General features: G+C 70.4%; 20 protein-coding genes. 8 read left to right on the top strand and 12 right to left on the bottom strand.

The genetic code is table 11. The features are described from left to right. Window positions 1-160: 160 nt before the first annotated feature. The gene (locus ABT352_RS04275) at window positions 161-919 is read right to left on the bottom strand and encodes a class I SAM-dependent methyltransferase (RefSeq protein ID WP_502992775.1); all 759 of its coding nucleotides are present in this window, start codon (window positions 917-919) and stop codon (window positions 161-163) included. A 69-nt stretch (window positions 920-988) separates the two neighbouring features. Between ABT352_RS04275 and ABT352_RS04270 the strand changes: the two genes are divergently transcribed. From ABT352_RS04270 to ABT352_RS04260, 3 genes are all read left to right on the top strand, one after another. Continuing rightward, window positions 989-1,558, top strand: coding sequence for a CGNR zinc finger domain-containing protein (locus ABT352_RS04270; protein ID WP_350942392.1), 570 nt, complete (start codon window positions 989-991; stop codon window positions 1,556-1,558). A gap of 345 nt (window positions 1,559-1,903) precedes the next feature. Then, window positions 1,904-3,151, top strand: a complete 1,248-nt coding sequence (locus ABT352_RS04265) for a DUF418 domain-containing protein (RefSeq protein ID WP_350942391.1) — start codon at window positions 1,904-1,906, stop codon at window positions 3,149-3,151. Window positions 3,152-3,189: 38 nt separating this feature from the next. Beyond that, window positions 3,190-3,654 (top strand): hypothetical protein, encoded by a 465-nt coding sequence (locus tag ABT352_RS04260; protein ID WP_350942390.1) that lies wholly within the window; start codon window positions 3,190-3,192, stop codon window positions 3,652-3,654. A 167-nt stretch (window positions 3,655-3,821) separates the two neighbouring features. Here the strand turns inward: ABT352_RS04260 and ABT352_RS04255 are convergent, their stop codons facing one another. From ABT352_RS04255 to ABT352_RS04235, 5 genes are all read right to left on the bottom strand, one after another. After that, window positions 3,822-4,412 (bottom strand): dihydrofolate reductase family protein, encoded by a 591-nt coding sequence (locus ABT352_RS04255; RefSeq protein WP_350942389.1) that lies wholly within the window; start codon window positions 4,410-4,412, stop codon window positions 3,822-3,824. Window positions 4,413-4,437: 25 nt separating this feature from the next. Next, window positions 4,438-5,025: an ArsR/SmtB family transcription factor gene (locus tag ABT352_RS04250; RefSeq protein ID WP_350942388.1), complete on the bottom strand. Its 588-nt coding sequence runs from the start codon at window positions 5,023-5,025 to the stop codon at window positions 4,438-4,440. Window positions 5,026-5,528: 503 nt separating this feature from the next. Next, entirely contained in the window at window positions 5,529-5,801 is a 273-nt protein-coding gene (locus tag ABT352_RS04245) for a GlsB/YeaQ/YmgE family stress response membrane protein (RefSeq protein ID WP_350942387.1), read from the bottom strand. A 381-nt stretch (window positions 5,802-6,182) separates the two neighbouring features. Next, the gene (locus ABT352_RS04240; RefSeq protein WP_350942384.1) at window positions 6,183-7,835 is read right to left on the bottom strand and encodes an SPFH domain-containing protein; all 1,653 of its coding nucleotides are present in this window, start codon (window positions 7,833-7,835) and stop codon (window positions 6,183-6,185) included. A 48-nt stretch (window positions 7,836-7,883) separates the two neighbouring features. Next, window positions 7,884-8,111, bottom strand: a complete 228-nt coding sequence (locus tag ABT352_RS04235) for an NfeD C-terminal domain-containing protein (protein WP_350942382.1) — start codon at window positions 8,109-8,111, stop codon at window positions 7,884-7,886. Window positions 8,112-8,559: 448 nt separating this feature from the next. Between ABT352_RS04235 and ABT352_RS04230 the strand changes: the two genes are divergently transcribed. Then, window positions 8,560-10,593, top strand: a complete 2,034-nt coding sequence (locus ABT352_RS04230; RefSeq protein WP_350942380.1) for an NAD(P)-binding protein — start codon at window positions 8,560-8,562, stop codon at window positions 10,591-10,593. Window positions 10,594-10,690: 97 nt separating this feature from the next. Here the strand turns inward: ABT352_RS04230 and ABT352_RS04225 are convergent, their stop codons facing one another. Then, complete coding sequence (locus ABT352_RS04225) at window positions 10,691-11,719, bottom strand: acyltransferase family protein (protein ID WP_350942378.1); 1,029 nt, start codon at window positions 11,717-11,719, stop codon at window positions 10,691-10,693. Window positions 11,720-11,985: 266 nt separating this feature from the next. After that, entirely contained in the window at window positions 11,986-12,792 is an 807-nt protein-coding gene (locus ABT352_RS04220) for an SDR family NAD(P)-dependent oxidoreductase (protein WP_350942376.1), read from the bottom strand. 120 nt (window positions 12,793-12,912) lie between these two features. Here ABT352_RS04220 and ABT352_RS04215 point away from each other — a divergent pair, with 120 nt between their 5' ends. The 4 genes from ABT352_RS04215 to ABT352_RS04200 all read left to right on the top strand — a co-directional run bounded on the left by ABT352_RS04215 (window position 12,913) and on the right by ABT352_RS04200 (window position 16,837). Continuing rightward, window positions 12,913-15,462 carry a sensor histidine kinase gene (locus tag ABT352_RS04215; RefSeq protein WP_350942374.1) on the top strand — a complete coding sequence of 850 codons (2,550 nt, stop codon included), beginning with the start codon at window positions 12,913-12,915 and terminating at the stop codon, window positions 15,460-15,462. Further along, on the top strand, window positions 15,459-15,866 hold the full coding sequence (locus ABT352_RS04210) for a roadblock/LC7 domain-containing protein (protein WP_344914882.1): 408 nt from the start codon (window positions 15,459-15,461) through the stop codon (window positions 15,864-15,866). Before ABT352_RS04215 ends, ABT352_RS04210 begins: the two co-directional genes overlap by 4 nt. Before the next feature lie 67 nt (window positions 15,867-15,933). Further along, window positions 15,934-16,281 carry a DUF742 domain-containing protein gene (locus tag ABT352_RS04205; RefSeq protein ID WP_350942372.1) on the top strand — a complete coding sequence of 116 codons (348 nt, stop codon included), beginning with the start codon at window positions 15,934-15,936 and terminating at the stop codon, window positions 16,279-16,281. Then, window positions 16,262-16,837 (top strand): GTP-binding protein, encoded by a 576-nt coding sequence (locus ABT352_RS04200; protein WP_350942370.1) that lies wholly within the window; start codon window positions 16,262-16,264, stop codon window positions 16,835-16,837. The genes ABT352_RS04205 and ABT352_RS04200 overlap by 20 nt, the downstream gene beginning before the upstream one ends. Before the next feature lie 81 nt (window positions 16,838-16,918). On the opposite strand, the gene ABT352_RS04195 is transcribed toward ABT352_RS04200, so the two are convergent. The 4 genes from ABT352_RS04195 to ABT352_RS04180 all read right to left on the bottom strand — a co-directional run bounded on the left by ABT352_RS04195 (window position 16,919) and on the right by ABT352_RS04180 (window position 20,974). Further along, window positions 16,919-17,293, bottom strand: coding sequence for a DUF742 domain-containing protein (locus ABT352_RS04195; protein WP_350942368.1), 375 nt, complete (start codon window positions 17,291-17,293; stop codon window positions 16,919-16,921). Beyond that, a complete protein-coding gene (locus ABT352_RS04190) occupies window positions 17,290-17,679 on the bottom strand; it encodes a roadblock/LC7 domain-containing protein (protein WP_350942366.1) in 390 nt (129 codons plus the stop codon). The genes ABT352_RS04195 and ABT352_RS04190 overlap by 4 nt, the downstream gene beginning before the upstream one ends. A 258-nt stretch (window positions 17,680-17,937) precedes the next feature. Further along, window positions 17,938-20,184 carry a sensor histidine kinase gene (locus ABT352_RS04185; protein ID WP_350942364.1) on the bottom strand — a complete coding sequence of 749 codons (2,247 nt, stop codon included), beginning with the start codon at window positions 20,182-20,184 and terminating at the stop codon, window positions 17,938-17,940. Window positions 20,185-20,323: 139 nt separating this feature from the next. Continuing rightward, entirely contained in the window at window positions 20,324-20,974 is a 651-nt protein-coding gene (locus tag ABT352_RS04180) for a DUF998 domain-containing protein (protein WP_350942362.1), read from the bottom strand. Window positions 20,975-21,175: the final 201 nt, after the last annotated feature.

Below are 21,175 nucleotides of genomic sequence, written 5' to 3'. Positions count from 1 at the left end.
CAATCCGTACGGGGTCGTTCGGGGGTCGTCGCCGTAGCTGAAGCGTTGGTGCGGAAAGGAGCGCATGGGGCTCGCCGTGAGTCCATCGGGCTCGTCGTGGTTCGTCCTCTTGGCTCACCACTCGTTCTCCACCCTCGGCCGTGAGGGCGTCGGGGTCGGGTCAGTGGCGGACGGCGCAGAGGAGGCGGTTGTTGCCGCGCTGCCAGAGGGTGCCGATCTCGGCGAATCCGGCATCGCGCAGGGCGTCGACGTGCTCGGAGAGCAGGGAGGACTCCGAGCCGTGGTGGTCGGCTCCCGCGGTGGTGCGTGCGGTGTGGAGTTCGGCGAAGGCGGGGTCGGCGGCGATCGCGTCCCACCACTGACGCCAGTCCTCGGGGTGGCCGTCGGCGAACACGCGCCGGGTCTCCCGGTCCTGTACGGCGCGTTCGAGACGGGCGATGGCCGGGGTGGTGTCGTCGGTCTCCATGTGGTCGCCGTTGAGCAGGAGCCCGCCCGGGCGCAGCACGGTCGCCAGTTCGGCGTACATCTTCCGGAGATCGGGCCCGGAGATCCAGTGCAGTGCGGTGGTGCTCACCGCGACGTCGGCCGGCCTGTCCAGGCCGAGGGATCCGGTCCATCCGGGGGTGCGCAGGTCGAGGGAGAGGAAGGTGAGGTGCGGGTAGGCGGCCCGGCCGAGGCCGAGCAGCAGGGGGTCGGCGTCGACCGCGATCACCGTCGCCTGGGGCAGCCGCTCCAGGAGGCGGGCGGAGAGCGAGCCCGGTCCACATCCGAGGTCGATGACGAGCGGATCGGGACGGCCCGTCGCCTCGACGGCGTCGATCAGCGCGGTGAAGCGCTCTTCGCGGTCGGGCAGGTAGCCCTCCTGCTGACGATCCCAGCGTGCGATCCACTCGAGTGCGGCATCGTGGGTGAGCACCATAGTCTCCTTGTGACTGCCGTCTAAGCTTATGACAGTTACAAGCTAGAACGTGAGGATGTGACTGGTCAAGTGGATTTCAACAGTCACACCGATTCGATCGTCCGCGTGGCGGTGGGGTTGGTCAACGAACTGACGCCGGGAGAGAGGCGGGGCCGCGACTTCTCGCCGCCGCGTGATCTCGCTCCCGCCGCCACGGAGGGCCTGCGCACCGGCTACCCGGGCCATCGGGAGGTCACCGAGGTGGAGGCCGGCGAGCTCGCCGAGATCGCGGCCCGGCTGCGCGTGGTCTTCGACGCCGTCGCGAAAGGAGACGTCGACGCCGCCGCCCTGCGGGTCAACGATCTTCTTGAGAAGACCAGGGCCCGGCCGATGCTCGAACGACACGACGGAGAGCCGTGGCACCTGCACTTCCACGGCCCCGGCGGCACCATGACCGGCGACTGGGCGGCGAGTTGCGCCACCGGGCTCGCGATCGTGCTGGGGAGCGAGCACCACGACCGTCTCGGCGTGTGTACGGCGCCGCACTGCGACCGGGTCTATGTGGACGTCTCCCGCAACGGCACCCGCCGGTTCTGCGGCACCGCCTGCCAGAACCGCGTCAAGACCACGGCCTTCCGGGCCAGGGGCAGGGTTTCGTGAGGGCGGGTCGGAGACCGGCCCTCCAGCAGATGCAACGGTTCCCCGGGAGCGGACCGAGGACCGGCCACGGTGGCCCCGGCAGCATCACCGATCGTCGTCGATGGGCGGAACGCCTGTCGGCCGTCGTTCAGAGGTAGGACCGCTCAGGAGGCGTCCACTCTCGCGAATCACACCCATTCCTACTGCCTGTCTTTGTATCGTAACTTTGTGTGATCACAGAATCGCAGACATCCTGGTGCCCGCTCGTCGAATGTGTGCGTGCTGCCGGTGGAGCAGCCCGTTCGGCACGGTTTCCGGCTCGGCTGAGGCTTGGCCACGGCGGCGCGGCGGGAGGTCCGCTCCCTCATGGCGACTAGGAGCGCCCCGATCCGCGGCCCGGTGCGGAGCGGCGAGCGCGCACTCGCCCCCGATCTCGCCCGTGGCTTCATGCTGTTGCTCATCGCCGTGGCGAACACTCCCTGGTATCTGTGGGGCCGAGAGATCCGGGCCACCACGATCCATCCGCCCGGAGGCTCGGCGCTGGACCGGATCGTCCAGGTGGTCGCCATCGTCGGGGTGGACTTCCGGGTCTATCCGATGTTCGCGTTCCTGTTCGGCTACGGCATGGTGCAGCTCCTGTCACGCCAGCGGGCCGCCGGGCACTCGGAGTCGGCCGTGTCGGCACTGCTGCGCCGTCGCAGCCTGTGGTTGTTCCTGTTCGGGTTCGTGCACGCGGCGTTGCTGTGGCAGGGGGACATCCTTGGCGCGTACGGCCTGACCGGGTTTCTCCTGTCCTGGCTGTTCCTGCGCAGGAGGGATCGCACGCTGCTCGTCTGGGCCGCGATCGGCACGGGCATCCTCATACTGGAGACCCTGCTCAGTGTGGTGGGGGCCTGCTTGGAGTCGTCCCCTGAGATCTTCGGTTATCTGTCTTTGGGAGCTGCGGGCAGTGCCGAGGGCGATCCGCTCGCCGCGGCGTCGGGACGCCTCGCCTTCTGGCCGATGGTCGTGGTCGGCCAGGGCCTGCTGGGACTCGTCGTGCCCGTCGCGATCGTCCTCGGTTTCTGGGCGGCCCGGCGGCGGATCCTGGAACAGCCGGGCGAGCACCTGCCACTGTTGCGCCGCGTCGCCGCCGTCGGCATCGCCGTCGGCTGGCTGGGTGGGCTCCCGCACGCGGCGGCGGTCATGGGGGTGCTGAGGGTCCCGGAAGAGTCGATGTTCGTTTTCGAGATGTCCCAGACGGTTACCGGCCTGCCCGCCGGGCTGGGTTACGCGGCGGCGTTCGGACTGGCCGGGCATCGGCTCGGGCGTCGGCGACGTCCCGGCCTCGCGTCCGCGGCGGTGGTCGCGCTGGGCAGGCGGTCACTCTCGGCCTACCTCGCCCAATCGCTGCTCTGCGCCCCGGTGCTGGCCGCATGGGGCCTCGGGGTCGGGGCTCACCTGCACAGCGCCTCCGTGGCCGGCTACGCGCTCGGCGTCTGGCTGATCACCGTGGTCGTGGCCTACGGCCTGGAGCGTCGCGGCATGCGAGGGCCCGCCGAGGTTCTCCTGCGTCGGCTGACATACCGAACGGGTTGGAAAATCGAAGATCGTCGGGCGGTGTCGGGCGGTTAGGCTTGCACGTCGCTATCTCGTCTGTGAAGGAGTCGCTCGTGATCACCGACCCAACGCTCACCCGGATCGGCCAGGGGGTGGAGTTACATCACCACAAAGGTCGACGTGACGCCGCTCGCGAGCTGTTCGCGCAGATCTGGGACGACATCGGCGGCGAGAAAGGCGAACCGCTGCATGTCTGCGTCCTCGCCCACTCGATGGCCGACGTGCAGGACGACGTACGCGAGGAGCTGATGTGGGATCTGCGAGCGCTCGCCGCCGCCGACCTGGTCACCGACGAGCAGGCGGCCCAGGCCGGGGTGGCGATTTCCGTGGCCGGTCTGTATCCGTCGTTGCACCTCAACCTGAGCGACTGTTATCGCAAGCTGGGCGACCTCGACCTCGCCCGCACGCACCTCCAGCAGGCGCGGGACACGATCGGCGCGCTTGGTGACGACGAGTACGGGCAGCTCATCAAGGGTGGTCTGCAGCGGCTGGCCGAACAGTTGGACGAGGCCACCTGACCGAGCCCCGGCGCTTCCGCCTCCCTGGGTTTCCCCCTCCCGGAAACCCGTGTCGGCCACGGGTTCGTGTCGCCCACGGGGAAGGGCACGGATGCCCGGGCCCCCGCTCGCCGAATCCTCACCGACGAACACCGGTCACCTTCCGGTCGCCGGGATGTCCCGGGGATTCAGCCGGCCGGGCGGTAGACGCACACGTTCGTGCCCGCCTCGCTGGTGACCGTGGAGACCAGCTCGAACGTACGCAGGCCGCCGTCGTCAGGGAAGATCGTCTTACCTCCGCCGAGGATCACCGGCATGACGATGAGCCGGAGCTCGTCGACCAGATCCTCGCTCAGGAGGGTGCGGGCGAGGGTGGGACTTCCCATGAGCACCAGGTCGCCGCCCTCGGTCTCGCGCAGCTTCCTGATGTGGGCGACGGCCTCGTCACCGGGGATCCGGGTGGTGTTGTTCCACGTCAGCTCGTCGTCGCCCAGTGTCAGGGACACGACGTACTTCGGGATGGCGTTCATCCGGTCGGCGAACGGGTCGCCGGCTCGCCCCGGCCACGCGGCGGCCATGGTCTGCCACGTCCGGCGCCCGAACAGCAGCGCCTCGGCTCCGCTCAGCGCGCCGTCGAAGGCACCGCCGACCACCTCGGGGTCGAAGAACGGGTGGGACCAGCCACCGTGGGCGAAGCCGCCGTCGGTGTCCTCCTCGGGACCGCCCGGCGCCTGCACGACGCCGTCCAGGCTCATGAACTCGACGATCACGATACGCATGGATTCGCTCCTTGAAGGGGGTGGCTCAACGGGTTTCCTTCACGCTCGGGTGAAGGGCGACGACGATCCGATGGTCGCGGCCTTTCGCTGCGGACTCGTCGTGATATTTGGACACCAGGGCCGTGACGGCCCCGGCGAGCTCCCTGGCGAACTCGGCCCGGTCGGCGGCCGAGGCGAAACGCACCTCGCCGTCGATCGCGAAGGTCGCGACGCGCTTGCGTGCTTTGGCGGCGCCGGTGATGAGCGCCCCGACGTCGCGGACCAGCCTGGCCGCGACGGCCAGCAGCCAGCTCGCCGAGAGCTGGTCGGGTGAGCGCGCCGGGTCGGGCTCGACGGAGGAGAGCGCGGTCGGGGAGATCACGTACGAGGCCGCGGTCGCCCGCATGATGCGCTCGTTGACGTTGCCCTTGCGCCGCTCTTCGATCATCTCGACGAGCCCGTGTGCCTCAAGCGTCTTCAGGTGGTAGTTGACCTTCTGCCGGGGCAGGCCGACCTTGGCCGCCAGCATGGTCGCGGAGCCTGGCTCGCTCAGCTCGGCCAGCAACCGGGCCCGGATGGGGTCCAGCGAGACCTCGGCGGCGGCGGAGTCCTCGATCACGGCGATGTCCTGCATGTCCGCAGACTATCCCCGACAAATTATATTGTCAAGGAAGCCCCATTTTTCCGAGATATCGAGGTGTCGGAGGGCTCGGGTCCGCCTCGGGTCCTCGGGCCTCGCTTCTTGCCCGCGGCCCCTTTCCCCATTCACCGGTCGCCCTCCCGCGTGCGAGCGCGGGCTCCTCGTACTCGTTCACCGGGGCCCCTCGCCCGGTCGCCCTCCCGTGTACGGGGGCGGGTCTTCTTCGGCTGCCCCTCTGGCCGCGCGCGTGCGGTCGCCCTCCCGCGTACGGGCGAAGGGGAACCGGGGTCGCGGGCCGCGGTTTGATCTCCGTACGGGCGGCACTGGGAGCGTATGAGCATGATGTCGTGAATTCCAGGAAACGGTGGGTTCGGGCGGACAGCAACGGCCCCGCCCCGGAGAGATCCGGGGCGGGGCCGTCGAGGGTGAACCGGGGTGGTGGTCTCCGGATCTCCTCGGGGTCTCCCCGTGGAGATCCGGCCGCCCCGGATCACGGATTACCGGACGCCTCGCCTGCCGTAGAGGCTTACCGTCAGGATGACGCCGACCGCGGCAAGGGCGACCTGGATCATCAGCTCGATCCAGTCGATACCTGAGGTGGCAGCGACCCCGAGCGCGCCGGCGATCGCGGTACCGATGAGGGCCGCGACGATACCGATGACGATGGTCAGCCAGATCGGGATGGACTGCTTGCCGGGCACGACGAGCCGACCCAGGGCACCGATGATGGCGCCGATAACAATGGCGGTGATGATGCCGGTGACTGTCATGTTCCACTCTCCCTGTCTGCTCAGCTGCCAGGCGTATGCCCTAGGAAAAAGGAACAACACATAACGGGGTGCCCCGAATTAATGGCCGCGGGTCACGAATCCGTTGCGCGGAGGTCTCAGGCAGGTCGTTCCCCTCGATTCGCCGTGGAGGAGACCCGGCTTCACCTGCCACGAAAGCCACACGGCCCCCATCCGTCTTCTACGGGGATCCCCGGAAAAAATCTGTCATCCGTGGGGATCAGCCGGGGAAATCCGTCGAAGAAATCGGGGAGAGGGGGCGAAGCGAGGGGTTCGGAGAGGGGGTTCGGAGGGGGTGAAGTCGGCTCTTCGACGGTGAGGGGAACGCTCATCTTCGGCGTCGAAGAACCGTGACGCCGAGAGTCAGGGGGCGAGGGCGGCAGGTTTTTCCGGGGGCGTGGCTCCTCTTTCCGATCTTTCTGAGGGGGCGGCCCCATCGGTCGCGGTGGCCCTACCGGTTGCCGTGGCCCCATCGGTTGCCGGAGTCCTATCGGTTTCGTCGGTTTCTGTGGCCTCGCTCGCCTCGGTGGTTCCGGTGGTTCTGGCCGTGGCGGAAGGAGGGGCGGCTTCGAGGGGGGCGGCGGGGGTGACGGTGCTCAGGAGGGAGCGGGCGAGGCCGAGGCCGGCGCCGCCGAGGGTGAGGGCCTTGGCGAGCATCTCCTCGACGCCCTGGGCGCCGTTGAGTACGACCATGTGGTCGACGTTGCCGAAGGCCTTCGCGCCCGCCTCGACGATCTGGGGCCACTTCTCGGCGAGCTGCTGGGCGATGACCGCCTCCTGGTTCTCGGCGAGCGCCTCGGCGCGGGCCCGGATCGCGTCGGCGACGGCCAGCCCCTTCGCCCTGGCGGCCTCGGCCTCCGCGAGCCCCTGCGCCTTGGAGGCGTCGGCGGCGGCCAGGCCGCGGGCCCTCGCGGACTCCGCCTCGCCGAAGCCGGTGACCTTCGTCGCCTCCGCGGTGGCGATACCGCGCAGCCGCACGGACTCGGCCTCGGCCGCGGCGGCCTGCTTGACCTGCGACGCCTGCGCGGCGGCGCGGAGCTCGGTCTCGCGCGCCTCGGCCTCGGCCTGGGCGATGCGGGCGTCGCGCTCGGCCCGGGAGACCGTCACGGTCTCGTACGCCCTGGCGTCCGCGGGTTTGCGGATCTGGGCCTGGAGCCGTTGCTCGGCCAGTGCGGCCTCGAGCTCGGCCGCCCGGGTCTCCTGGACGACGACCTCCTGCCGGGCGGACGCCTCGGAGAGCGGCCCCGCCTGGCGGGACCTGGCCTGGGCCTCGTCGATCTCGGCCTGGTAGACCGCCTGCTTGATCTTCGCGTCTCGCCAGGCCGCGGCCTTGTTGGCCGCGGCGATCTGCTCGGCCTGGGTGGCCTCCTGGTCGCGCTGCGCCTCGGCGATGCGGGCCGCGGCGGCGATGCTGGCGGCGTGCGGCTTGCCGAGGTTGGTGATGTAGCCCGTCCCGTCCTCGATCTCCTGGATCTGCAGGGAGTCGACGATCAGACCGAGCCTGATCATCTCGTCGGCGGCCGAGGCGCGGGTCTCGCCGGTCAGCCGTTCGCGGTTGAGGATGAGGTCCTCCACCGTGAGGTTGCCGATGATCGAGCGCAGGTGGCCGGTGAACAGCTCGTGGATGGCACCGTTCATCGAATCCTGCTGGTCCAGGAAGCGCCGGGCCGAGTTGGCGATCGAGTGCAGGTCGTCGCCGACCTTGTAGATGACGACGCCTCGTACGACCACCGGGATGCCCTGCTGGGTGACGCAGGAGACCTGGAGGTTGGTGGCGCGGCTGTCCAGGCGCAGGCGGCGCGCGGTCTGGAAGCCGGGGAGCACGGCGGTGCCCTTGCCGGTGACGATCTTGAATCCGAGGCTGTCGGCGACCGCGGAGCTACCCCGGGCACCGAGGCCGGAGATGATCAGCGCCTCGTTGGGCTCCGCCACCCGCCAGACGGATTTGAAGAGCAGGGTGATGACGAGAAGGGCGACGAGGGCGAGGCCCCCTATGACGAGGTACTCCGTGGGCATCTCGGCCTCCGCGGTGTGGGGGAGATCAGATTCGGGGAGCGGGGCGGATCAGGGGAGCGCGCGGGCGACGTAGATCGTGCGCGGCGGGAAGAACTCGACGACCACCACGATCGACGACGGGGCGATCTCCTCGTCCGGGACCGTCGGGTAGGCGTAGAACGCCTCGACGCCCCCGCGGACCTCCACCATCACCTCCCCGACCAGGCCGGGGCCGATCCGTCCCGTGACTCTTCCGTGCTTACCGACCACGTGATACTCCCCCGCGACATCGGTCAAAGGGAAAAGCGAATATGAAGGCACGGAGGCCGCCCCCGCGTGCCGCGCCTCGCCACCCGGCGACATGGAGGCGCCGGATCCCTCGCTTCACTTTATCCGAGTAACAAGTCGAATGGCCATATGGTTATGGATTATCCGACAATCCGGATGGCATGCCTTCCCCGCCTCGCGGAGTCGTCGGGAGGGCGCCCGGAGCGCCCTCGGAGAGCCCGGAGCAGCGAGAATGAGCGGGGTCGGCCGGTGACGGCGTGGGGCGCGTATCGGGCCACTCGCGGCTTTTCCCGGATCGGATCGGCCAAGGCCCCATCTCCCCACTTAATTCCCGGTCGCCATGACATGACTCTCATGTGGGACATGTCGCGACAGCGCGTTAATGGCCCGGGTAAAAACTTCCCGAAAACGCAGCGAGGCGGCCCCACCGATCCATTCACATCGTGATGATCGCCCCATGACAGATCCTCACGAGATCAATCCACGTAAGGCCCTGGAACTCGGCATGGACCGGCTCATCTCCCGCCGGGACTTCTTCGATGGGGTGATCACGGCCACCGGCGTCGCGGCGGCGTGCTCGCTGCCCGGGACCGGTCGGGAAGAGACCCACTCCGCGCTTCCGGAGGATCTGGAGCTCTCCTGTCCGCCGTCCCTCACGGGGTTGCGCGGCGACACCGCGGAGGCGCTGAGCGTGCCCCACGCCCTCCGCGACCGGCGCTTCTGGCCGTACGTCGGCACCCCGGAACCCACCGGCGAGCACTACGACCTGGTCGTGGTCGGCGCGGGGATCAGCGGCCTCAGCGCGGCCCACCGATGGCTGGAGCGCGAGCCCGGCGCGCGGATCCTCATCCTCGACAACCACGACGACATCGGCGGGCACGCCCTGCGCAACGAGTTCCGCCCGGCGGCCAGGAAGGGGCCGCTGGTCGCGTACGGCGGCTCGCGGTCGATGCGGCACCCGTCGGCGTGGACTCCCGAGGGCAAGGACCTGCTCGCCAAACTGGGCGTCCACCCGGAAGGGCTCGGGGAACCCTCGGGCCGGGAGCCGTACGCGAGCCTGGGGATGCACGACGGCGTCTTCTGCGACCGGGAGGCGTTCCCCGCCGGAGGCGCGGAGAGGCTCGTCGTGCTCGGGCCCGGCAGGAGCGCTCCCGAGTGGATCGCCGAGCTGCCCGTCGCCGAGCGGGCCAGACGGGACCTGCTCATGCTGTACGGCGATCCGCCCGACTGGTTTCCCGGCCTGTCCGCCGAGGAGAAACAGGCGCGGCTGGCCCGGCTGACCTACTCGGGCTTCCTCAGGGACGTCTGCGGCGTCCACCCGGACGTGCTGGCGTTCGTCAGGACCATGCCGAGCGACGAGTGGGCCTACGGCTCCGACGCCTTCGGCGCGATCGACGCCTGGGGCAGCGCCGACGAGTACCGGTACCCGGGGTTCCAGGGGCTCGGGCTCGACAGGTCCAAGCCGTCCAGGTACAACTCCCCGACCGTGATCAAGGAGTGGGACGCGGGCGCACCGCGCGCCTGGCGCTTCCCCGAGGGCAACCAGGCGATCGTCAGGATGATGGCCGCCCGCATGATCCCCGGCTTCGCGACGGCCTTCGGCGTGAAGGACATCACCACCGCGAGCTTCGACTACGGCGCGCTCGACCGGCCGGGCAACCGGGTCCGCGTACGGCTGTCCAGCCCGGTCGTCTCCGCCGCCAACGACGGCCCCGCCGGCACGGCCGGCGGCGCCACGGTCGGCTACTTCGACGGCGAGCGGGTGAGAACCGTACGGGCGGGCGGTGTGATCATGGCCTGCTGGAACTCGATGATCCCCTACCTGGTCGACGACCTCCCGCCCGAGCAGCGGACGGCCCTGGGGCGGGCGGTCAAGGTGCCCCTGCTGTACGCGACGGTCCAGCTCCGCGACTGGCGGGCCTGGCGGAGGATGGGGATCAGGCGCGCCCGGTTCACCGGCGCCCGCTGGTGCGTGGCCGAGCTCGACGACCCGGCGGACGTCGGCGCCTACAGGTGTCCGAGGAGGCCCGAGGAGCCGATCACCGCGCACCTGGTCGGCACGCCCGTCACGCCCGGTGTGTCCCCCGCGCAGGGCTCGGTCGCCGGGCGGTACGCCCTGATCGAGACGCCGTACGAGCACCTGGAGTACAGCATCCGCGACCAGCTCACCCGGTTGCTGGGGCCCGGTGGCTTCGACGCGGCCCGTGACATCGAGGCGATCACGGTCAACCGGTGGGGACACGGCTACGCGCCGGAGTACGCCACCCCGTGGGACCTCGACTTCTACCCCGACGGAACCCCTCCTGCGGCCGTCGCCCGCAGGACACACGGCCGGATCGCGATCGCCAACTCCGACTCCGTTCCGGCCGCCCGCGCCGACGCGGCCGTCACCGCCGCCTACCGCGCGGTCGCGGAGCTGCAGGACGGACCCTCGCGCCCTTCCCGCCCTTCCGGCCCTTCCGGCCCTTCCTCCGGACCGATCCTGGCCTGACTCCGGCGTCTCCGCTCCGGCCTCGGGGTCGGTCGGTCGTGGTCGGTCGGTTTCGATCGGAAGGGCCGCTCAGCCAGGCTTTCTCAACCTGGTTCTCTCAGCCCGGCTTTCTCAGTTTGGTGAAGGCCCAGCTCATGCTGGGCTCGACCGCCCAGTGGGTGACGCGCCGCACCGGCGCCGTACACAGCAGGGCGGCGAGCCCGACCCCGAAGAGCGCCACGGCCGTCACCCCGGGCACGGTCTGCGCCCAGTCGCCGTAGAACCGCTCGGCGACCTTCACCACCAGGCCGTGGAGGAGGTAGGCGTACATGGTCGCCATGCCGAGCCCCGAGTACCAGGTGCGCACGGAGGGGGTGACCGCGAGGAACGCCGCGACGAGCACCGCCCCCGCCGCCAGCATGCCCAGGCGGATCAGGCTGCCGGTGAGGTCGTCCACCCCGATCGCGTCGTTGGCGTGCCGCCAGCGGATCCACTCGGTCTTCACCACGGTGTGCGTGGCGAGCGCGAGCGCCGCGCCTGCGGCGAGGGTGACCGCGCCCGCGACCCGGACCCACCGCCTCCTGAGCCGTTCGAAGTGCTCGGGCCGCAGCATGAGCCCGAGTACGTAGAACGGGAGCAGGCCGAGGGTGCGGTTCATCGACAGCTCGTCGGGGAGCCTGCTCATCCCCGACAGCAGCGACAGCCCGACCGCGACCACGAGCGGCCATCGCAGTTGCTGCCAGACCGGCGTGGACAGCCGCCACAGGAACAGCGACATCAGGAACCAGGTCAGGTAGTACGGGTCGAGGAGGCTGATGTCGAGCTTGCCGTACAGGAAGAGGCGCGGCAGTGAGTAGATCAGCTCGAAGATCACGTACGGGACGGCGAGGGTGCTGATCAGCTTGCGCGCCTTGCCGGACGAGAAGGTGAAATTTCGTGACAGGTAGCCGCTGAGCACGATGAACAGCGGCATGTGGAACGTGTACACGAAGAAGTAGGCGGCATGCGCGACCGGAACGTCCCGCAGGTCCTCGATCAGGTGGCCGGATACGACCAGGGTGATCGCGAGAAACTTGGCGTTGTCGAAGAACGGGTCCCTCGCCGTGGCGGGCGGGAGGGCGGCCCGCAGCGGGGTTGCGACGCTCACAGCCCGGGACCGTAACCGGACCCGCCCAACACCCGGCGAACGCCCGGTGACGCGCGGGGAAATCCCCGCCGCGTACGCGAGGACGTGCTGCCCACCGTCTTGCCGTTCTTCCCTCGACCACATCCCCGCCGTGCACGCGAGGACGTACGTCGTGGGCACGCCCGCGCGACACCTTGGGGCGTGAACCCGCCCGTCGCGAGGTCAGGTCGCGACGTCGTGGGGCGTGGCGCGGCCGCCCGTCGGGAGGGTCGCGTGGGGGTGGGCGGTTACGCGACGGCGGCGGCGCTGGCGTCCCAGAGGGCGCGGGCGAGTGCGGGGTCGCTCATCCTCTTCGGAACGGCGGCGGGGGCGCTCTTGGCGAAGTAGCGGCCGGGGTGGGCGGCGCCGTCCGGATGGGTGGCGAGGTGGACCATGGTGCTCGCCCCCTCCTCGACGGTCTGCCCCATGCCGGGGATGTTCTTCACCATCCACATCATGAACGTCGACGGGGCGAACTCGGTCTTGATCACGCCGGGGTGGAAGCAGGTCGCGGTCACCTCGGTGTCCTGGAGGCGGCGGGCGAGTTCCACGGTGAACAGGGCTCCCGCCTGTTTGGTGTCCCCGTACTGGAGCCAGCCGCTCCAGCGCCGCCGTTCGCGGTTGAGGTCGGAGGGATCGAGTCCCCCGGTCTTGCCCGCGCGGGAACTGGTCGTGATCACCCGCCCGGTGACCCGTTCGAGCAGCAGGTTCGTCAGCAGGAAGGGGGCGAGGTGGTTGACCTGGATCATCGTCTCGTGGCCGTCGCGCGTGAACGTGCGCTCGGTCGTCATGACCCCCGCGTTGTTGACGAGGATGTCAATCCGGTCGTAGCGGGAGAGCAGTTCGGCTGCCAAACTACGCACATCATCCAAAAGGGTGTAATCGCAGGTAAACGTATCCGGGAGCACCCCGGAGACCTCCCGCACCCTTTCTGCCACCCGAGCCGTCTTGTCGGGATTACGGCCGACCAGAACTACGGTCTGCCCGCGCCTCGCGAGCTCCACCGCGGCAGCAGCACCAATTCCGGCACTAGCCCCGGTAATCACACTAATCATCGGATCCTCCACTGCGCAAAAACCCTATTCGGTGCTAGTCTCCTGTGCGATCTTCCGGAGGCGTAATCACCCCTAATGCGGCACGGGCCTCCACACGCTCAGAGGTTGGGACGAGTGGACATGGGCTCTAGAAACCGCTCGATTCGGTTCAAGATTTTCTCGCTGCTGCTCCTGCCTCTGTTGTCGTTGAGCGCGCTGTGGGGCTTCGTGCTCAACCTCACCGTCGGTGACGGCCTCGCGCTGCTGAGGTCGAACACCGTGTACCAGACGGTGGGCGTCACCTCCACGGACCTGGGCCTGCAGCTCCAGGCCGAGCGGACCCTGGCGTCGGTGGCGATCAGCTCCCGGGTCCTCACGAGCGGGATGGGTGAGCAGCGCGCCCGCACCGACCAGGCGGTCGGCGCGTTCAAGGCGGCCGCGGCCGAGGATTCCGGCAGCCCGGAACTGAACAACTCACTGAGCGAGCTGGTCCGCAGGCTCGAAAGGCTCCCCAGCATCCGCTCGGGCGTCGACAGCGGACAGCACACGCGGCTGGGCGCGCTGTCGAACTACAACCAGATCCTCGACTCGGTCTTCCTGGTGTACGACCAGATGGTCGCGCTGCCCGATCTCTCGATCTTCCAGCAGGCCTCGGCCATGCAGGGGATGGGCAACGCCTACGAGATGATCGCGAGGGAGAACGCGCTGATCAGCGGGGCGCTGATCGACAAGCGGCTGTCGGAGGAGGAGCGCAGGGCCTTCGGCGAGTACGTCGCCACCCGGCGCTTCCTGCACAACCGGGGCGCGGCCGCGCTGGATCCCGAGCTGGGCACGCAGTACCGCGACACCTTCGCCTCCGCCACCTTCGAGAAGTTCACCGACCTGGAGAAGGTCATCATCGCCTCGGCCGGCGACCGGCTTCCCTCCGAGGCGAGCGCGTGGAAGGCGACCACGAACGCGCTCACGACCTGGCTCGACAAGGTCAACCTCGCCGCCGCCGAAGCCCTGGCGGACCGGGCGCAGGGGGTCGCCACCGGTGTCCTGGCCCGGATCGTGATCGCCGGTGGCGTCGGCCTGATCGCGGTGGTCGCGTCGATCATCATCTCGGTCCGCTTCGGCCGCCGTCTCGCCGCCGAGCTGGCCGGGCTCCGTTCGGCCGCCCTGGATCTGGCGGAGGTGCGGCTCCCCCACGTCGTGGACCGCCTGCGGCGCGGCGAGGAGGTCGACGTACGTGCCGAGGCGCCGCCGATCCAGGCGGGCGGCTCGACCGAGGTGCACGACGTGGCCCACGCGTTCGGCTCGGTGCAGCGCACCGCCGTGGAGGCCGCCGTCGGCCAGGCCAACCTGCGGCGCGGTGTCAGCCAGGTCTTCGTGAACCTGGCCAGGCGCAAGCAGAGCCTGCTGCACCGCCAGCTCACCCTGCTCGACAGCATGCAGCGCCGGGCGACCGACCCCGACAGCCTTCAGGACCTGTTCCGGCTGGACCACCTCACCACCCGCATGCGGCGGCACGCGGAGGGCCTGATCATCCTGTCCGGCGCCGCCCCCGGCCGGTCGTGGCGCAAGCCGGTACCGGTGATCGACGTACTGCGGGCCGCGATCGCCGAGGTCGAGGACTACACCCGGGTCAGCGTGACGCCGGTGCCCGACATCTCGCTCGACGGAGCCGCGGTCGCCGACATCACCCACCTGGTGGCCGAACTGATCGAGAACGCCACGATCTTCTCGCCGCCGCAGACCGCGGTGACCGTGCGCGGCGACGTCGTGGCCAACGGGTTCGCCGTCGAGGTCGAGGACCGTGGCCTGGGCCTGAGCATCGCGGAGTACGAGGCGATCAACGAGCGGCTCGCCAACCCGCCGGAGTTCGACCTGGCGGACAGCGACAGGCTCGGCCTGTTCGTGGTGGGCCAGCTCGCCTCGCGGCACGGCATCCAGGTCATCCTGCGCGGCTCGCCGTTCGGCGGTACCACCGCCATCGTCCTCATCCCCCGCTCGGTGATCGCCCAGCAGGACCCGCCGCTCGCCCTCACCGCGGAGCGGACGTCCCCCGCCGAGCGCGGCACCGGACGCCAGGCGGAGCCGTACGTCCCCGCCCAGCCGGGAGCGCTCGCACCTCCGGCCGGCGGCAACGGACTCCCGCGCAGGAACAGGCAGACCTCCCCGAGGCCGCCCCAGCCCGAGCAGCCCGCGGCCCCCTCTCTCAGCGTGGTGTCGGACCTGCCCGACCGCACACCGTCCCCGCCCGCGGGCCAGGAGCCCGGATGGGAGACGGGCTGGGACACGGGCTGGGACACCGGCCGGGACACGGCCTCACGCGAGACGCCTCCCACGGCGTCGCCCCGAGGGGCACCTCAGGAGCCCCGTGAGTCCCACGAGACGCCCCGGGAGGCCCCCGCCGGGGAAAAGGGCGGCAACGGCCGTCCGACGCGCCAGACGGCCGCACAGGCCCCCAAGGGGCCGGGCGGTCTGCCCCGCAGGATCCGGCAGGCGAACCTGGCGCCTCAGCTCCGCCAGGAGGCGGAGTCCACCGGGCCCGCCGAGCCCGAGCCGAGCGCGGAACCGAACGAGGAGCGTTCGCCGGAGGAGGCCCGCGCGTTGTTCTCCGCCTTCCAGGCGGGGTCTCGACGCGGTCGCGAGGAGCAGGACAATGACTTCGCGCACCATACGACAGGCGATAAGGGGGACAAGTGACCGGAAAATTGACCAACACCGGCGAGCTGAACTGGCTCCTCGACGACTTGACCACCAGGGTGGGTGCGGTGCGCCAGGCGGTGATCCTCTCCACCGACGGGCTCGCCGTCGGATTCTCGAAGGGGCTCCTGCGCGAGGACGCCGAGCATCTGTCCGCGGTCGCCGCCGGGTTCCAGAGCCTGGCGCGCGGGGCGGGACGTCACTTCGGCGGAGGCGATGTGCGCCAGACCATCGTGGAGATGGAGTCGGCGTTCCTGTTCGTCACCGCCGCCGGGCAGGGCACCTGCCTGGCCGTGCTGAGCAGTTCCGACGCCGACGTCGGTCACATCGCGTACGAGATGGCGATGCTGGTCAAGCGGGTCGGCCAGCACATCTCCACCAACCCACGCCAAGGTCTCTCATGAGGGGGGGAGCGGTCGGCCGCGTCTTCAGCGGACCGCTGGACCCCCGAGCCCGGTACCGGAGGCCTGGATGACCCACTGGATGGACGAGGACGCCGGGCCCATCGTCCGGCCGTACGCCCTCATCGGGGGTCGCACCCGTTCCTCCGGTGACAAGCTGGACCTGGTCGCGATGGTCACCTCGACCCGTGGCGCTCCCACCGGGGGGTTCGTCCCAAGCCCCGAACAGGAACGCATCCTCGCCATGGTCACCACTCCGACCTCGGTCGCCGACGTCGCCTCGGACCTCAACCTGCCGCTCGGCGTGGTGCGGGTCCTGCTCGGCGACCTGCAGGACCACAAGCTCATCTCGATCGGGCGCGCCTCCGCGAGCGAGCGCATTCTCAAGGAAGTGATCAATGGACTTCGGGCCCTCTGACGAACCCGTCGCCCTCAAGATACTCATCGCGGGTGGCTTCGGAGTTGGCAAGACCACGCTCGTGGGCGCCATCAGCGAGATCCGGCCGCTCCGCACCGAGGAGGTCCTCTCCGACCGCGGTATCGGCATCGACGACGTCGACGGCGTCGAGGGCAAGACCACCACCACGGTCGCGATGGACTTCGGCCGCATCACGATCAGGGAGGGGCTGGTCGTCTACCTGTTCGGCACCCCCGGCCAGGAGCGTTTCTGGTTCATGTGGGACGAGCTGTCCTACGGAGCGCTGGGTGCCGTGGTGCTCGCCGACACCCGGCGGCTGACCGACTGCTTCCCCTCGATCGACTACTTCGAACAGCGCGGCACGCCGTTCATCGTGGCCGTCAACTGCTTCGACGGCGCCGAGCGGCACGACGCCGAGGAGGTGCGCGTCGCCCTGGACCTCGACGTGGACGTGCCGGTGCTGCTCTGCGACGTGCGGCGCCGCGTCTCGGCGAAGACGGTGCTCGTGACGCTCGTGGAGCACTCGCTGAGGGTGCTGACGGCCAGCCAGAGCTGAGAAAGCCGGACGAGGTGCAACCGGCCCCCGTGGCGGGGCCGGGCGCCGGCTCGGGCGCTCAGGGCCGGAGGGCGGAGGGCGTCACAGGGCGCGCAGGCCGCTGATCAGCTCCCTCAGGAGGTTCTCCGGGGGCATGGAGGCGGCGGGAAGCGGCGACCGTACCAGGATCAGGCCCTGGTCCAGCAGGTCGCCCAGGAGAACCCTGATCACGCCGATGGGCAGGCCCGCGTCCGAGGCGATCTCCACGATCGGGCGTGCCCGTTTGACCAGGTTGAGCAGCCGCCGGTGCTCGGAGCCCAGATTCGCCCCCGAGGCGACCGGCGCTCCGGTCGCCACCGCCACGGCGAGCATGTCGAGCGAGGATGAGGACGACGCCCGGGTGCGTCCGCCGGTCATCGCGTAGGGGCGGACGACGGGACCCGCCTCCTCGTCGACCCACTCGACGTCGTCCTTCACAGGCCCCCCACCCGGGGGCTTGTGGCCAGATGTTGGCCGACGCGGGTGACCAGGCGGGCCATCTCGTAGGCGACCAGACCCACGTCCGCGGCACCGGTGGTCAGGACCGAGAGGCAGCTCCCCTGGCCCGCGGAGGTGACGAACAGGAACGCGGAGTCCATCTCCACCATCGTCTGGCGCACGCTGCCCCCGCCGAACTGCAGGCTGGTGCCCTTGGCGAGGCTCTGGAAGCCGGAGGCGACCGCGGACAGGTGCTCGGCGTCCTCCTTGCTCAACGCTCGGGACGAGGCCATCATCAACCCGTCGTTGGACAGGATCAGTGCGTGCGAGACGTCCGCCACACTCGTGACGAAGTCATCCAGAAGCCAATGAAGCTCACCCGGCACGTGGTCAAACCCCTTCCCCTGCGATGGTCTCGCCTGCCGCCGGCCCCCACCGGCTCGGTAAATCCGTTCTCGCCGATCCGTTCCCACCGGCGTGACTCCGAAGCACCCGAACCGGCGCGACTTCGCTCACACCGGCGTGACTCCCAAGCATTCGAACCGGCGCGACTTCACTCACACCGGCGTCGCCCTGACGCGCCCGAGACCTCCGGGCGGGGCTCCGCGAACCCGATCCCGCGGCTCCGCTCCCGCGCTCCCGCCTCATCGATCGGCACCGCCGTCCTCGTCGTCGGCGCGTCCGCGCTGCCAGCCGGACTGCAGGGCGCTCATCAGCGCCCTCGCCTCCTCGGGCGACCGTTCCTCGACCTCCGAACCGGACGCCGAGCCGGGCGCGCTCTCCGACGGGCGGGGCTCCCGCGCCTGGCGCGGCGGCATGTTCGCCTGCCGCACCCGGCGGGGCAGGCCGTCGGCACCGCGCCGCCCCGGCTGCCACAGGTCCGCGGGGATCGGGACCTCGCCGGAGTCACCGGTCCGGTCCACCCGCTCCACGACGATCTCCGAGCGCCGCTCCGCCGACTCGGGCCGGGCGCCGATGACGGTGAGAACCGGCGGCTCCTCGACGGGCTCGGGGTCGCCGAGCAGGTTCTCGGGAATGAGGACGACCACCCCCGTGCCGCCGTACGGCGAGGCGCGCAACGTCACCTCGACCCCGTACCTGGCGGCCAGCAGGCCGACCACCGCGAAACCCAGCCGGTCGGTGTCGGCGGGGTCGAACTCCGGCGGGCTGGCCAGGCGCTCGTTGATCGCGGCGAGCTTCTCGTCGGTCAGCCCGAGTCCCCTGTCCTCGATCTCGACCGCGAAGCCTCGCGCGACGAGCTCGCCCCGTACCGAGACCGGGCTGGCCGGCGGGGAGAAGACGGTGGCGTTCTCCAGGATCTCGGCGAACAGGTGCATCATGTCCGCGGCGGCGTTGCCGATCAGGGTGGTGCCGCCCGTCGGGTAGATCAGCACCCGGGTGTAGTCCTCGACCTGGGCGGCCGCCCCGCGCAGCACGTCCTCCATCGGCACCGCCGAACGCCACTTGCGGCCCGCCGCCCCGCCGGACAGGATCACCAGACCCTCGGCGTGGCGGCGCATGCGGGTGGTGAGGTGGTCGAGCCTGAAGAGGTTGTCCAGCGCGATGGGATCCTCGGCCTGCTTCTGCATGCCGTCGAGCAGCTTGAGCTGGCGCTGCAGCAGCGACTGGCTCCGGCGGGCGAGGTTGCGGAACGCCTGCGAGACACCCTCGCGCAGCCTGGCCTGCTCCACCGCGGCGTCCAGGGCGCTGCGCTGGACGCTGTTGAAGGCGGCGGCGACGTCGTGGACCTCCGTCGTACTGCCCGACGGCTTCAGCGCGGGCGCCTCCGCCTCCACGTCCACCCTGTCGCCGCGGCGCAGCTTCTCCATCACCCTCGGGAGCCGCACCTGCGCCAGGTCGGCGGCGGCCCCCCGCACGTCGGCGAGCTCCCTGGTGATCCCGCTGCCGATCCGGTACGAGACCAGCACCGACGCGATGACCGCGACGAGGCCGAGCACCCCGACGACGCCGGCTCGGACGAAGACGCCGACGGCCACGGGCGTGGCCTGCTCGACCAGCAGGGGGACGGCCCCCGCGAGGGAGCGCCGGTAGGAGGCGTCCACCTCGTCCCCGACGGAGCGCCAGGCGGCGGACGACACCTCGGAGACGCCGGAGAGCAGGCGGTTCTCCAGGTCGGTGAAGCGGGCGTACGCCGAGGAGGCGATCAGCTCGGAGAAGGGGGCGCGCAGCTCTGGGGAGAGGTCGGGGAGCGCCTGCTCCATGAGGAAGGCCCGGTTTCCGGCGAGCTTGGCGAACAGCCTCGCCTCGCTCGCCGTCATCGGGGTTCCGAGCGCGAGCGGGCCCGCGACGAGCGCCCGCTCGCGGTTGAGCACGTCCACGGCCTGGTTGATCATCGTGATGCCCCGCGACTGGCGGTAGAGCGGGAGGTCGTTGCTGAGGCTCAGGGTGTTGAAAAGCCGGCGCAGGGCGTCGGGCACCCGGCCGAACTCCTCGGTGAGGCCCACCGGGCCGATCCGCCCGGTGTCGATCCTGGCGCGGATCGCGTCGAGCCCGTCCACCTGGCGCATCAGCTCGGCGTGGCGTGCCTTCATCTCGTCGGACATCGCCGCCTGCGCCACCCCGACGGTCGTCTGCCGGCGCAGGCGGTCACGGGCCTGGTCGGTGACGAGGCGCTGGCTCGCGAGGGTGTCGCGGTCCGCGGCGGAGCGGGTGGCCAGGTAGTCGGCCGACAGGAGGTGCTCACGCTGGACCGCCGCGCCGAGCTCTCCGGCGGGCTTGCCCACGGCGTCGTACAGCGTGCTGAGGGAGAGCAGGCTCATCGAGTCGCCGACCGTCACGGCCGCCGCGAAGCCCCACACCCCGACCAGTGAGACGAGGGGGATGACCAACAGCACCGAGACCTTGAACCGGATGGACCTGCTCGCTGCCATGTCACCTCAACGGCTTGCTCTCGGAGCGCCCGGGGAGACCGGGCAATCTCTAGATCGCCGACGACAATAGCACTGGCGGCTCCCCCTATTTGTAGCCTATTCGTGACATGTGATGAAAGAGTTTCCAGAAGTGAATGAGTCAGCCGAGGGCGGCGCGTGAGGCGTGAGCGGCGCCCCGCGCCCACGTCAGCCGCGCGAGCCGGGCGGCGAGCACTCCGACCAGCGCGACCTCGGCGCCGAGCAGCGACCACTCGACGAGACCGACGAACATCCCCTGCCCGGGAAGCATCACGTAGACGAGCGCCAGCAGCCCGAACCCCCCGGCCAGCGTGAGCCACTCCACCGGCCTGGCCGTCTGCCGCCACCGCTCGTCCTCGGCGAACCGCGCCACCGTCAGGCCACCCGCCGCGGGCACCGCCGCCAGCACGGCGACCGACAGGTAGCGGTACGTCTGGGCGATCAGGTCCGTCCCCGTGGCGGGAAGCGCGGCGGGCAACACCGCGAGGACGACGAGCCCCGCGCCCCAGGCCAGCATCAGCCGTTCGGCCGAGGCGTCCACCGGCGCCCCCACGGCCCGCAGCCCGGCGACCACCGCGAAGGCCGCGATCCCCAGCGCCGCCATCGCGAGCCCGGCGGCTCCGGTGCGGTCCAGGGCGGCGTACTCACCGATCGTCAGATCGAGCGGGTTCGGGGAGAGGACCGGTTCGGTCAGTCCCGTGACGGCGGCCACGACGGCGACGACGATCGCGGCACATGCGATCAGGGGGTGGAGCCTCTTCGACGCGAGCATGCGCTAAGACTGTCCGCCGGCGGACGTTTCAGACATCCGGCGGCATCCCTGATCCGACCCTGAGGCGCCCCTGAGAGCCCTCGCCCCGAAACGGTCCCGGTACGCGGTCCCGGTACGCGGTCCCGGTACGCGGTCCCGGTACGCGGTCCCGGTACGCGGTCCCGGTACGCGGTCCCGGTACGCGGTCCCGGTACGCGGTCC

Origin of the sequence: Streptosporangium sp. NPDC000563, from assembly GCF_040299985.1 — a bacterium.
In the GTDB taxonomy this organism is placed as follows: domain Bacteria; phylum Actinomycetota; class Actinomycetes; order Streptosporangiales; family Streptosporangiaceae; genus Streptosporangium.
The sequence above is the reverse complement of the archived record's forward strand: the minus strand, read 5'-3'. Positions and strand labels throughout refer to the sequence as shown.